The 12,757-nt window shown below is 68.8% G+C and carries 12 protein-coding genes, 1 tRNA gene and 1 pseudogene; 10 read left to right on the top strand and 4 right to left on the bottom strand.

What is annotated here, in order from left to right:
* Positions 1-110: 110 nt before the first annotated feature.
* On the bottom strand, positions 111-1,340 hold the full coding sequence (locus E4J16_RS07215; RefSeq protein ID WP_136193286.1) for an alpha-amylase family protein: 1,230 nt from the start codon (positions 1,338-1,340) through the stop codon (positions 111-113).
* A gap of 213 nt (positions 1,341-1,553) precedes the next feature.
* On the opposite strand from E4J16_RS07215, the gene E4J16_RS07210 reads away from it, so the two are divergent.
* Together E4J16_RS07210 and dnaG are read left to right on the top strand one after the other, a co-directional pair.
* Positions 1,554-2,834, top strand: coding sequence for a deoxyguanosinetriphosphate triphosphohydrolase (locus tag E4J16_RS07210; protein ID WP_204519764.1), 1,281 nt, complete (start codon positions 1,554-1,556; stop codon positions 2,832-2,834).
* A gap of 126 nt (positions 2,835-2,960) precedes the next feature.
* Positions 2,961-4,976: a DNA primase gene (gene dnaG, locus E4J16_RS07205; protein WP_136313642.1), complete on the top strand. Its 2,016-nt coding sequence runs from the start codon at positions 2,961-2,963 to the stop codon at positions 4,974-4,976.
* Positions 4,977-5,042: 66 nt separating this feature from the next.
* On the opposite strand, the gene def is transcribed toward dnaG, so the two are convergent.
* Positions 5,043-5,534 carry a peptide deformylase gene (gene def / locus E4J16_RS07200; protein ID WP_136193289.1) on the bottom strand — a complete coding sequence of 164 codons (492 nt, stop codon included), beginning with the start codon at positions 5,532-5,534 and terminating at the stop codon, positions 5,043-5,045.
* 141 nt (positions 5,535-5,675) lie between these two features.
* Here def and E4J16_RS07195 point away from each other — a divergent pair, with 141 nt between their 5' ends.
* From E4J16_RS07195 to E4J16_RS07185, 3 genes are all read left to right on the top strand, one after another.
* Positions 5,676-6,278, top strand: a complete 603-nt coding sequence (locus E4J16_RS07195; protein WP_136193290.1) for a hypothetical protein — start codon at positions 5,676-5,678, stop codon at positions 6,276-6,278.
* Between the two features lie 91 nt (positions 6,279-6,369).
* Positions 6,370-6,441: transfer RNA gene (locus E4J16_RS07190), tRNA-Asn, on the top strand.
* 427 nt (positions 6,442-6,868) lie between these two features.
* Positions 6,869-7,276: a MerR family transcriptional regulator gene (locus tag E4J16_RS07185; protein ID WP_136313641.1), complete on the top strand. Its 408-nt coding sequence runs from the start codon at positions 6,869-6,871 to the stop codon at positions 7,274-7,276.
* Positions 7,277-7,595: 319 nt separating this feature from the next.
* On the opposite strand, the gene E4J16_RS07180 is transcribed toward E4J16_RS07185, so the two are convergent.
* Positions 7,596-8,285: a hypothetical protein gene (locus E4J16_RS07180; protein ID WP_136313640.1), complete on the bottom strand. Its 690-nt coding sequence runs from the start codon at positions 8,283-8,285 to the stop codon at positions 7,596-7,598.
* 389 nt (positions 8,286-8,674) lie between these two features.
* The gene (locus tag E4J16_RS07175; protein WP_136313639.1) at positions 8,675-9,514 is read right to left on the bottom strand and encodes a hypothetical protein; all 840 of its coding nucleotides are present in this window, start codon (positions 9,512-9,514) and stop codon (positions 8,675-8,677) included.
* A 319-nt stretch (positions 9,515-9,833) separates the two neighbouring features.
* On the opposite strand from E4J16_RS07175, the pseudogene E4J16_RS16220 reads away from it, so the two are divergent.
* The 5 genes and pseudogenes from E4J16_RS16220 to E4J16_RS07160 all read left to right on the top strand — a co-directional run.
* Positions 9,834-9,941, top strand: a pseudogene (locus tag E4J16_RS16220) (IS1/IS1595 family N-terminal zinc-binding domain-containing protein); the annotation flags it as partial.
* A gap of 571 nt (positions 9,942-10,512) precedes the next feature.
* The gene (locus E4J16_RS07170) at positions 10,513-11,046 is read left to right on the top strand and encodes a hypothetical protein (RefSeq protein ID WP_136313638.1); all 534 of its coding nucleotides are present in this window, start codon (positions 10,513-10,515) and stop codon (positions 11,044-11,046) included.
* 152 nt (positions 11,047-11,198) lie between these two features.
* Positions 11,199-11,324 (top strand): hypothetical protein, encoded by a 126-nt coding sequence (locus E4J16_RS15970; RefSeq protein WP_275669594.1) that lies wholly within the window; start codon positions 11,199-11,201, stop codon positions 11,322-11,324.
* A 426-nt stretch (positions 11,325-11,750) separates the two neighbouring features.
* On the top strand, positions 11,751-12,077 hold the full coding sequence (locus E4J16_RS07165; RefSeq protein ID WP_136313637.1) for a hypothetical protein: 327 nt from the start codon (positions 11,751-11,753) through the stop codon (positions 12,075-12,077).
* 165 nt (positions 12,078-12,242) lie between these two features.
* The gene (locus E4J16_RS07160; protein ID WP_136313636.1) at positions 12,243-12,743 is read left to right on the top strand and encodes a DUF3145 domain-containing protein; all 501 of its coding nucleotides are present in this window, start codon (positions 12,243-12,245) and stop codon (positions 12,741-12,743) included.
* Positions 12,744-12,757 lie beyond the last annotated feature (14 nt).

Genomic DNA, 12,757 nt, shown 5'->3' with positions numbered 1-12,757 from the left:
CCTTCGAATCTGAATGGAGCTGATGGGATGACGGCAAGAAATGTAACGCCATCCTGCAAGTCTTGCAAGACTGTGCGGTGATCAGTGCAAAGTTGTTGCAAAAAAGTGCCTCAGGCAACAGTTGAGGCGTCCATCCAGACGGTCGTCGTCGGCGGAACCACCAGGCCGCCGCTGTCCTGCTCGAGCGCGCCGGAGGACAAGAGCACCTCGGCGTGCTCCGGCAGAATGATCGGCCGGGGGGAGGTATTGACCAGCACCAGCACGTCCCGGGCCAGCACCGCCAGCACATCCCGGGGGCACCAGTCCAGGCCCTTGACGAAGGCGAAGGGCGCGGTTGCGAGATGATGCTCCTGCCGAACATAAGTGGCGTGGCGCACGGTGGCCAGGGGGGAGCCGAACTGGGAGCCCTGTGCGGCGGCGCGCTCGGCGACGAGGCCTGCCAACGCCAAGGGGCCGGTCGGCAGATCGGCATCCAGGGGGGCGATCTCGTCTCCCTGACGCATGTAGACACTGCCCGGCAGTGCCAGTGTGAGTGCTTGCAGGGCCAGTGCCCGACGCCGTGCCTCCTGGGGCGCAACGGCCTCGAACCACGGCTGCTCGCCGCCCACTGACATGCCCTCCTCCACGCGGCAGCTCGGCAGATAACGCCACACCGGCGGCGCGCCGAAGCGGTCGTGCTCAGCGAGAGACCGGGTAATGGCGCGCGTAAGCGCCACCGGGCCCCACCCGGAGAGCATGAGGCGGTCATCGCGCAGGTGGTGCAGCCAGTCGTCCTGCAGGTGGTGGCGCAGCGCGTCCGGGTAGCGGGCGGACACGTCCGCACCGAGAGTCCCCTCGGGGACGTACTCGACCAGCAGGGACTGGACCGCTGCGAGGTACTCACTCAGCCTTCCGAGGTCCGACTCGTCCCAGGCCTCCGGCGGGAGGATCGTGCCCAGGTCCACGCCGTCCGCGCCTGCGGCAAGGAAGCTCTCCGCGCGCTCCACCAGCCCCTCGTGGTCCCGCTCGTGGAAGACGACGATCGGATTGTCCTCGCCGGCGTGTACGCCGGTCACCGGCATCAGTGCGCCCGAGATGCGCACGATCACGCGCAGTCCCAGTTCATGCGCACGCTCGGCGAAGCGGCGGAAGGCCGGCATTTCACTGCTGGTGTCCAACCGGGAGGGGCGAACCAGGACCGCGCCGAAGCCAAGGGACACCACATGCTCGAACAGGCCGCCCATGGCGTCGAGCTCACCAGCTCCCAGGTCGGGGGAGGGGATCTCGTATACGAGCCTGTCGCGCCACCACTGGCCCGGGCCGGTGTACGCACGGTGGACGAGCGTCGTCGTGGTGGTCACGGCAACCGGCTCCCTTCCGCCGGGATCTTCAACCCGGTCCTGGGGCCCGAGTGGGCCCGGCGTCAAGATATGCTGCTTGGCCGTGCGGTGACGGCGTGAGCCATAGTAACCCGGTGTCAGGAACACTGCCGCCTCGTCCTGCGATACGTTGGACTCATGTCCGTCTCTCATCCGCATTCTCCCGTCACTCCCGCACCGGGGAGGGGCGCCGCTATGAGCGAGGACACTGGCGACCTGGTCGGCTACGGCGCCGCCGATGTGATGCGGTTCGTGCCCGAGCCTCCCAAGAACCCCCAGCGCACTCCCTTCGAGCGCGACCGCGCCAGGGTCCTGCACTCCTCGGCCCTGCGTCGCCTCGGCGCCAAGACCCAGGTGCTGGGCCCATCTGCCGACGACTTCGTGCGCACGCGCCTGACCCACTCCCTGGAAGTGGCCCAGGTGGGGCGGGCGCTCGGTCAGGCCCTGGGCTGCGACCCCGACGTGGTCGACGCCGCCTGCCTCTCGCACGACCTGGGGCACCCGCCCTACGGGCACAACGGCGAGCAGGCACTGAACATTGTGGCCGAGTCGATCGGCGGCTTCGAGGGCAATGCCCAGACCTTCCGGATCCTCACCCGCCTGGAGCCTAAGACGCTTGATGCGTCCGGGCGCAGCGTGGGCGTGAACCTGACCCGGGCGAGCCTGGACGCGGTCGCCAAGTACCCCTGGGCCAGGGGTGAGGGGCCGGGCGGTCCCGATGGCCGCTCGGCGGTCAAGTACTGCTGCTACGACGAGGACCGCGAGGTATTCGCGTGGATGCGGGAGGGCGCTCCGGACCATCGGCGCTGCCTGGAGGCTCAGATCATGGACTTCTCCGACGACGTCGGCTACTCCGTCCATGACGTGGAGGATGCCATCGCCCTTTTCAAGATGGACCCCGCCCGCCTGGCCGACGGCGCAGAGGCGGAAACGGTGATTGAAGCCACCCGCTCCTGGTACGCCACCGCCATCAGTGCCGACGCCCTCGGCGCCGCCTGGGAGCGCCTGGCGGGCCAGCCGTTCTGGATCCGTGCCTACAGCGGGGCGCTGGCAGACGCGGCGCAGCTGAAGAACCTCACCAGCCAGCTGATCGGACGCTTCGTGTCCGCCGTGGCCGGCGCCACCCGGGAGGTCTTCGGTGAGGGGCCCCTGACCCGCTACGACGCGGACCTGGTGATCCCCGAGGACACCGCGGCCGAGATCCTGGTACTCAAGGGTGCGGCGGTGCGGTATGTGATGGCGCCCCGCGAGCACGAGCCCGTCTACCTGCGCCAGCGCACCGAGCTGTTCGACATCGCCGACGCCCTGCTCGAGAGCGGCGGCCGGCACCTCGAGCCCGTATTCGCCGCGGCCTGGAGGGAGGCCGACACCGACGCCGGGAGGCTGCGCGCCGTCGTCGACCAGATCGCCTCCCTGACCGACACCTCCGCGCAGGCCTGGCACGCCCGCTTGTGCGGGTTGCTGTCCGCGGTGTGAGCGGTTCCCGCGGTGCAAGCGATTACTGCCCGGCCGTGGGCGGAGTCGTCCGGGCGGGGCGGAGGCGGCATCGGCAGAAGGCGTTCGCCGTCCGTTCCTGTCGCACCCCTCGCCTAGGATGAGGGCATGGCGGGACTGATCAAGCGCGAGGACATCGAGGCGGTGCGCGAGCGCGCCAAGATCGATGATGTCGTCAGCGAGCACGTCACGCTCAAAAGCGGGGGAGTGGGTTCTTTGAAGGGGCTGTGCCCCTTCCATGATGAGCGCACCCCCTCATTCAACGTGCGCCCCCAGCTGGGGCTGTGGCACTGCTTCGGCTGTGGCGAGGGCGGTGACGTGATCGACTTCGTGCAGAAGATCAATCACCTGTCCTTCACGGAGGCGGTGGAGTACCTGGCCGGGCGCGTAGGCGTCCAACTGCGCTACGAGGAGGGCGGGACCGTCAAGCGGGGCGTCGAGCCCGGCACCCGCCAGCGGCTGCTGGAGGCCAACCGCCTGGCCGAGGCCTGGTTCCAGGAGCAGCTGGCGACCCCGGCCGCACAGGTCGGCCGCAACTTCCTGACCGGCCGCGGCTTCGACCGCAACGCCGCCGCCCACTTCGGAGTCGGCTACGCCCCGGAGGGATGGGACAACCTCGCCAACATGCTGCGGTCCCGCGGATTCACGGAGCGGGAGCTGGTGGAGTCCGGGCTGTGCGGGCGCGGTAACTCCGGGCGCATCTACGACCGCTTCCGGGACCGGCTGATGTGGCCCATTCACGACGTGACCGGGGCGCCGGTGGGCTTCGGTGGACGGCGGCTGTCGGACGCCGACAAGACCGTCCCCAAGTACCTGAACACCCCTGAGACGGCGATCTACCACAAGGGGCAGGTCCTGTACGGCCTGGATCTGGCCAAGGCGGAGATCGCGCGTGCCCACCAGATCGTCGTCGTCGAGGGGTACACGGACGTGATGGCCGCCCACCTGTCCGGAGTGCCGACGGCGGTGGCCACCTGCGGTACGGCCTTCGGGCCGGACCACGTGCGCATTGTCCGCCGCCTCTTGGGGGACGCCGCCGACCCCTCGGCCGGGGTGATCGCCGGCAACCGGGCCCGCGGCGGCGAGATCATCTTCACCTTCGACGGTGACGCCGCCGGGCAGAAGGCCGCCCTACGCGCCTATGGGGAGGACCAGCACTTCGCGGCCCAGACCTTCGTCGCCGTCGAGCCGCGCGGCCTGGACCCGTGCGACCTGCGCATGGAGGAGGGCCCCGATGCCATCCCGCGGCTGCTCGGCAGGCGCGTGCCGCTGTTCGAGTTCGTCATCCGGGCCTCCCTGGCCAACCTGAACCTGGACACCGCCGAGGGGCGGGTGCAGGGGCTGCGCGCGGCCGCGCCCGTCGTCGCCGGAATCCGGGACCGGGCGCTGAAGCGCGAGTACACGCGCCGCCTGGCCGGGTGGCTCGGACTGCCGGAGAGCGAGGCGATAGGCGCGGTGCGTGCCAGCGAGCGCCGGGGTGGGCGGCCCGGCGGCCAGGGGGGCACGCCGGGTGACTTCGGCCCGGCCGATGAGCCCCTCGGCGGCCCGCCCGCCGAGCGTCCGGGGCTGCCGCCGGTGACCGACCCGATTGAGAAGCTGGAGCGGCATGCGCTGGAGGTCATGGTCCAGATGCCTCAAATCGCGGCGCGCGTCGGCGCGGACGACATCAACGCCGTCGCCTTCTCCGTCCCGGTTCACCGCGCCGTTTTCGAGGCGATCGAGGCCGCCGGCGGCGCGGCCGAGGTGGATGGGCTGGTGCAGCAGGCCCAGGCGGCCGGGCTGTCCGGGGGCGACGCCGTCAAGCGCGCCACCACCCGCTGGCTGGAGCAGGTGCGCGCCGGAGCGTTCGGGCCCGTCGGCGCGGCAGTGACTGAGCTCGCCGTCGCCCCGCTTCCGCTTCCGGCTCCGCGCGGCAACCGCGAAGCCGAGCCGGACCCGGAGGCGCTTGAGCGCTACGCCTCGGGTGTGCTGTCCTCACTGGCGCGCACCGGTATCAATCGCCGTCTGACGGAACTGCGCTCCCGGCAGCGGCGCATGAGTCCGGACGACCCGGGCTACCGGGATCTGTTCGAGGAGATCGTGGGCCTGGAGAACCGGCGCATGCAGATGTCGCGCGGCGCCTGAGCGCTGAGTGCCGGGGCGCTCCGGGCAGAGGGCCGCCGGGCAGAGGCGGGAGAGCCGACACGCGGCTCACAGGCCGCGCTCGCGCAGCTCCCGCATGGCCTTCGCCCGGTTCTTGCGGGACAGACGGTCCAGGTACAGGTGGCCGTCCAGGTGGTCACACTCGTGCTGGATGCAGCGGCCCATGAGCTCCTCGCCCTCCACCACGACCGTCTTGCCGTCCAGGTCAATGCCCTCTGCGCGGGCGTACCAGGCGCGCTCGGTCGGGTACCAAAGGCCGGGCACCGACAGGCAGCCCTCCTCGCCGTCCTGGAACTCGTCCTCCGACAGCTCCACGATCCGGGGGTTGAGGATGTAGCCGATCTCGCCGTCGATGTTCCAGGAGAAGGCGCGCAGGCTGACGCCGATCTGGTTGGCGGCCAGGCCCGCGCGACCGTCCTCGTCGACGGTCTCGAGCAGGTCCTCCACCAGCGCCTTGACGGAGTCGTCGATGTCGGTGATCGGGTCGCACACGGTGCGCAGCACAGGGTCGCCGATAATACGGATGTCGCGGTAAGCCATGAGCACATCCTCGCACGTTCTGCGCCACCCTCCCGCAACCGAGGGTGCCTCATCGCCACCCGCAGCGTGCCGAGGACGGCCCGAGCGGGCCCGGTCGGTGAGGCCCCCGCGCCACTTGTCCCATCCACTAGCCTGGGGGTCATGAGCCGTCTACGTAAGACCGCCGCCCGGTCCACAGGGCCCTCCGGCATCGCTGGGCGCCTGCGCCGCCGAGCCGTGCTCCCGGCGGAGCTGGCCGCCTCGGTTCCCGCCGATGGCCGAGTGCTCGGCGCCGTTCCGCTTGCCGACGGCGACTCCCGCTGGGCGGTGGCGACCGCCCGCTTTTTGACGGTGCTGGGCCCCGACGGGGTGGAGGTCCGCAGGGGCTGGCATGAGGTGGAGCACGGACGTTGGGACGCCGATTCCGCAACCTTCACCCTGAGCTGGACCGACGACTCCAAGCCGTTGCTGCTGAAGGTTCCCGCGCAGATCGACCAGGGGGAGCGTTCCGTGCCGGTGGATACAGCGCCCTTCGCGCGTGCGCTGAGACAGGGGGTCGAGTCCGCCCTGGTGCACACGGTTTCCGGACAGCTGCCGAGTGGGCGCCGGGTCACCGTCAGCGTGCGCCGCGACGCCGACGGGAGGCTGTACACGACGTCGAACCTGACGGCGGGCGTCGCCGGGGGAGCAGCGCCAGGTGAGCAGGAGGCACTGGAGGAGCTCTTCCGACGCGCACGCGATGGTGTGGGGCTTCCCACAGGCTGACTTTCCGGCGTGATCACGCCGCGCGACGGGACGTCCCCGATTCGACGTCCGCACGTGCGGCTTGCTAAAGTTCAACCCGCGCCGAGCGCGATCCCGCGTAGCTCAATGGCAGAGCATCCGACTGTTAATCGGAGGGTTGTTGGTTCGAGTCCAACCGCGGGAGCCCAGCCGAACCCCGGTCCCCAGCGGCCGGGGTTCCGTCGTCTTCGGGGCCGGGCTGCCTGCCGGTCATGAGCCACAGCAGGTCTACGCCGGTGCGGTCGGAGATCTTCTGCATCATGCCCGGGTAGTCCCGGGGCACGCGGTCCCGCAGCTCCCATTCCCGCCACGAGTTCTGCGGGATGGCGCACGCGAGGGCGGCTTCCTTCATGTTCCAGCCGAACCGCTGGCGCACGAGGGCGAGCCTGGCGCCCAGTGTCTGGTCGTCGGGAATCCATGGTGCTGATGCCGTTGCGGTGGTCATGTCGCCAAGTATCGCGCATAGCGCGCATCTCGCGCAAGGGTTTCGCGACTGTTGCTCCGAGTAGCTACGTGTAACGATCTCGCGAATCGCGCTTGACACGATTTCTGTTGGCATGCATCATCGTGGCATGCCAACAGCACTCGGGTATTACACGACTAGCGAGGTTGCCCGCCTCGCGGGTGTTGACCCCTCGGCAGTACGTCGCTGGGTCAGCAAGTCCCAGCTCCATCCGGCGATGGTCACGCCCGGCGGTCACTACCGGTTCCGGCCCGCTGACGTCGCAAGTCTCCTCTCGCCTGACGACGGCCCCGCCACCGATGCCCCCGTCGAAACCATCGACGTTGGCCCCGTCGTCGTCGAGCCCGCCCCCGCGCCCGCCGCTGAGGTCGAGGGCATCGCCGCCGTCACCCGCACGGGTGCCGCGCTCGCGGGTGTGCCGGTGGAGGCCCTGCTCCAGCACGAGCAGGCGTGTGACTCGTGCTGGTCCCTGGACGACGCGGCCGCCCATCTCGCCGGTGACAAGGAGGTCGCGTGATGCCGTTCTTCGTGGTGGATGAGCCGGACGGGGGGCATGAAGAGCTTCGGCGTCTCAAGGTGTCGGAAGAGCCGGTGTTGCGGATGCTTGAGTTGGGGACGGCGACTGATGAACAGGTCAGCGGTGCTGCGCAGACGGTGGGCTGGCTGTCCGGGGTGCTCGACAACTATCTGATCGCCCTGTCGCGTGATGCGGAAGCTCGACGGGAACTGGAGCGCCAGCAGCAGGAGCAGATGACGGAGGCCCCAAGTGCTGGCGAGGCCGGGCCCGCTGAGGCGCCCGAGTCGTCGGCAGTGGCGGACGAAGACCGTTCGGAGGGTCAGCCTGTGGTGATGGCGCCAGAGACCAAGGAGCCGGAGATCGATCCGGCGAGGGCCGCGATGGTCGGGTTGGTGAAGAACGCTGACATCTTGGTCAGGACGCTTTCCCAGCGGTTGGCGTCTCGGCTCATGGACTTTGCGGCGTGCATGAGGACTTCGAGGTCTTTGAGGGCGCGGCCGATGTCGAAGACGCCGGAGGCTTCGAAGAGGTCTAGGCAGGTGCGGGCATGAGCGAGCGCATCTGTGAGGTAGTTCCGCAGGTACCGGTCGAGGGTTTCATCGGCTTTGACGGCTTCGGTGGCTTCGTTGAGGAGGTCTTTGACGCTGGCCCGGAAGGTCTCGGGGTCTCCGACGACCAGTGCGGGCAGGTCTGCGTCCAGCATGTCGGCGAGTGCTGCCAACAGGTCAGGTTTGCTGGTGCCTTGGTGGACGTTGTCCCAGGGTTTGTTGAAGCGGATGACGTCACGAAACCAAACGTCCATCGCGTCCCGGTAGACCTGGACATGTCTGTTCTGGGCTTCGAGCAGGTCAAGTCTTGCCGAGATCGCGTCAAGACATCGCAATGCGGTGGCTGTCTCGTTGATTCCATCCCGGGTTGTCAGGTCCTGCACCGTGCTCGCACGCTCGCCCGCTTTCTTCCAGCGGTTGAAGATTTCAAGCAGCGCCCACGCAGGGTTGCTGTTGGTCATGTCTCCTCCTCGGTAGGCGGTGCCGGCGCGTCTGTCGCGTCGGCAGTGGTTGGCGCCTCGGAGCCTACCGAGGAGGCCCCTGCTGGTGCCCCGGGTTTCAGCGGCCGTGGGGAGGTGGCGTGATGCGGAGGGCGAGGTATCTGCCGTTGTCTGTGCGCCGTCGGTCGGAGCGTGCTGCTGAGGAAGCGCGTGTGCGGTTGTACGCCGAGACCCCGGGCGCTTCCCCGGAAGAGCTGGCGACGGCGGTTCGGTGCGCGGTTGAAGCTGTTGTTGCCGAGTGGGCTGTGGAGGGGCAGCGGTTCGCAGTGCAGCATCCTCGCGCGTGCGCTGAGTGGCTCACCGTCGAAGGTGCGCTGGGGTACTTGGAGGGGCTGCGGGGCCGCTCATGTTCAGCTGTTGCGGGTGAGGGCTCCGTCGCGGAGCCATCCGAGCACCGTCGTAGCGAGGAACACGACGCTGCGCACCGTGACGCTGTCCGGCTCGCCCGCATTGTCGCCCCCGTGGCGGCCGGGCTGGTAGCCGATGGTGGCCAGTGCGTCGGTGAGGACTTCGAGGCCCAGCTTCGTCGTCTGCTCCCCGTTTTCCTTGAAGACGCGGTCCGGCAGCGCACACGTCCACTTGCTGGGGGCGGCTCGCAGGGCGGCGGTCATGGAACCGAGCGTCGCCTTGGTGTTGGTGGGCTCGACGATGGGCTTGAGCAGTGTCTCGATGGCCTTGATGGCCTGGCCCCATCCGTCGTTGGGGCGCGGGTTGCGGCCGAAGGTGAGTGCCCATGCGTCGCGCATGAGCGCGGATGCTTTGTCGTCGGGGCTGGTGACGAGCTCGTACATGCTTGCGGCTGTGGGATCGATTCTCTCCATGAGGCAGTCCCCAGTCGGCGCCACCATGAGTTCGTGGCCCGCCAGGGCGAGGAGGTTCGCGAGTGTCCCGTCCGTTTCCGGGTACTCGTGCAGGAACCAGTCGACGACGTCGAGCCAATCATCATCGTTCCTGGAAGGCTCGTTGAGAGCGCTGAGCACGGCGTCTCCGGCCTCGTAGTCGACGTAGTGCAAGACGTTGAGTCTCAGCTCAAGTCCGAGACGGACAGTCGTGTCCCAGTCCTCGTTCGCCTTGGTTTCAATCCAGTCCTCGATGCCCGGGCGGAGGAAGTGCGGAACGCCGGTGACGGGCGCGAAGGCGAATCGGCGTCCTCGCCGCTGCGAAAGCGGGACCGTGCGGGACTCGCTCATATTGACTCCTCCTCGGTAGGTGGTGCCGACGTGGACGTGTCGGCGGTAGTTGGTGTCTCGGAGCCTACCGAGGAGGCCCCGGCCCAGGGCCGGGACCAGAAGAACCCCTCCTCGGCGTGCGGTGACGGGGATGAGGCCGCAGAGGAGGTGCACCCGGGCGCTGGCCGGCCTGACTCCTTCCGGCCGTGCTGCTGTGGGTGCGGGTGTGGGGCGGCCGTACTTGCCGAGTTATCGGCGCGAATGTGTGTGTAGGATCGGGGGTTTTCGTTGAAGTAGTGGGGGAAAGTCGGAGTTAATTGGGGGTGGGGCATGATTCAGCATGCCTCGCACTAACAGGCCGCGTTGTGTGGTATGCGGCTCCGGGATGATTCGTAACGGCTCCACCACTGCTGGGCACCCGCGCTGGAGGTGCAAGGACTGCGGGGCCTCGACCACCAGACGCCGGCGCGACCAGGCGCCAGCCCAGGACGACCCCACGCCCGGGCAGGTAGAAGACTTCACCATGTTCCTGGCATGGGCGGTCGGCAGTCGCTCCCAGGCCGAGGCCGCCGGCGGTAGTGACAGGGCGTTTCGCCGCCGGACCGCCTGGTGCTGGGACATCCCAGTTCCCAAGCCGCCGGTTACTGGCGAGATGCACTCCCAGGTGTTCGTCGACGGGGTGTGGCTGGCCCACAAGTGGGTGCTGCTGGTAGCCCGCAGCCCCACGCACGTGATCGGCTGGCAGTGGGCCGCGTCCGAGAACTCCGCCGCCTACGCCGCGCTGCTGGCCCCCATCGCCCCGCCCGACCTGGTCGCCACCGACGGGGCCGGCGGCGCCTTGAAGGCAATCGCCGCCACCTGGCCGGGCACCCCCGTCCAGCGGTGCCTGATCCACGTACACCACGGGCACCGTCCGAGACCTGACCCTGCACCCCAAGACCACCCCCGGCAAGGCCCTACTACGCCACTCCAGAGCCCTCCTGAGGGTTTCCACCACCGAGCAGGCATCGAAGTGGCTGGTGACTCTGAACGACTACGGCACCCAGTACCGGTCCTGGCTGAACCAGCGCACTACCGCCGAGCAGGACCCCCAGACCGCCGCCCGCACGGGCCGCAAGTGGTGGTACGCCCACCCCCGGGTGCGCCGCGCCTGGCGGCGCCTGGAACGCCTGGCCAAGCAAGGCCAGTTGTTCGCCTACCTCACCACCCCGGACGGCAAGCCCCGCCCCACCCCCGCCGAGCGCACCACCAACCCCGTAGAAGCCGTCAACTCCCAGGTCCGCGACCGGCTGCGCCACCACCGCGGCGCCACCCCCGACCACCAGGCCGCCATCGCCGAGTGGACCCTACACACCTACACCCAGGCACCGGCCACGCCCGCGGTGATCCTGGCCGACTGGAACGCCCAAGGCCGCCCCAAGCGCACCCGCACACCCAAACCCAAAACAAACAAGCCCGCCAGCACCAGTCAGCACCCCGCCGGATGGGGCACCACACCCACCCCCGAAGAAGGCCTCTGGGCCCGCAAAGGCTGGGCCGGACGAACCAGCTAGAACACCCCGACACGCCCGAACCACACACACATTCGCGCCGATAACCCTACTTGCCCGCCCCCACACCACCCCTAGACCCCTAGCCCCTGGATAAAGAAGTAGCCGCCAGCGCTGCAACCGCTGGCGGCCTGAGTCGAGAAAGGAAACTCGAAGTGACTCGGAAGCAAGTGTACATGCCTCGCCACAAGGCGGAAAGGCGTCGCCTGGTCGACGTCGTGCGCGGCCTGCTCCGCCTGGCCGGCGCTGGTGACAAGACCGCTGAGGAGGTGGCTGCGTGATGGGTGCGCACCGGAGGGTTGTTGGTTCGAGTCCAACCGCGGGAGCTCAGCCGAACCCCGGTCCCCAGCGGCCGGGGTTCCGTCGTTGTTGGGGCCGTCGTCCCTGAGCCCCAGGGTCCACGTGGCCGGCACTCGTGTGAGTACTTCGATCCGCTTCGCCAGGGCTACGAGATTGCGCGGCGTTGCGCGGTTGGGTGTCTGTGTGTGGCCGTTGAGCCTGCCAGTTGGACCGCTGTTCCCCCGTTGGACCCCTGTGCCCCCGTTGGACCGCCGTAGACGCTGGTTACAGCGGTCCATCGGGGCGTGAGCGGTCCATCGGGGCGTGAGCGGTCCATCGGAGCGTGAGCGGTCCAACGGGGCGGGAGCGGTCCAGGCAGGCGAGGCGGAACACCTGCAGACGGCGTGGCTCGGAACTAGCATCCTCGCGTGGGCCTGAGGATCACCCGTGATGACGGCATTGAGGAGGAGTACGTGCTCCTCCTCGAAGAGGCGCTGCCTAAGCTCGGCCTAGATCTTCACGACACGGTCAACCTCGGGGAGCTCAACGGCGGTGAGCAGTTCATCGGCACCGCGGACGTGCTGAGGATGTGTGTCGAGCGCGGCATCGACGTCAGCGAGGAAGCGCTGGAGCCAGTCGAGAAGGACGCCATCCTGTACGGGGACGACCCCTGGGAGACCGCCCGGCACTACTACGCGCAGATCGTGGGCCATATCGCCGTGATCCGCGCCCGCCGTCACGCCGACGTGGGCTGAGACGGGCAACACGTCTGCGGATTCGGCGCCGTCGGCCAGGCGGCTGGCATTGCGCCGTCGGCTCTGGCATCATGAAACAGCACGCCGCGTGCGTCACGCGAAGCGTCCATTTGGTTCGAGACCGTTGGGGAAGACGAATCTCGGAACAACCAGGAGGCGATCAACGTGAACGGTGCTTACACCCGCGGTGTACTTTTCGTGCATTCCGCGCCCCGCGCCCTGTGCCCGCACATCGAGTGGGCCGCGGCCGAGGTGCTGGGTAGCCGCGTCCATTTCGAGTGGACCGAGCAGCCTGCCGCGCCTGGAATGCTGCGTGCCGAGACTAGTTGGGTGGGACGCGTCGGCACCGGCGCACAACTAACCAGCGCCCTGCGCGGCTGGGCGAACCTCCGTTACGAGGTCACCGAGGAGGCATCTCCGGGTTACGACGGCGGGCGCTGGTCGCACACTCCGGACCTGGGTATTTTCCACGCCCAGACTGACGTGCACGGGAATGTCGTTGTGCCCGAGGACCGGGTGCGTGCCGCCCTCGCCCATGCCGATCAGCCTGCTGTGATGCGACGCCAGCTCGATCTTGCTCTCGGCCAGGCATGGGACGACGAACTCGAGCCCTTCCGCTACGCCGGCGCCGGGGCACCGGTGCGCTGGCTGCACCGGGTCGGTTGAGCCTTAGCGGTCGG

It is taken from the genome of Actinomyces procaprae (assembly GCF_004798665.1).
Taxonomy (GTDB): domain Bacteria; phylum Actinomycetota; class Actinomycetes; order Actinomycetales; family Actinomycetaceae; genus Actinomyces; species Actinomyces procaprae.
Note: the sequence above shows the minus strand (reverse complement) of the source record. Positions and strands in the feature narration are given on the sequence as shown.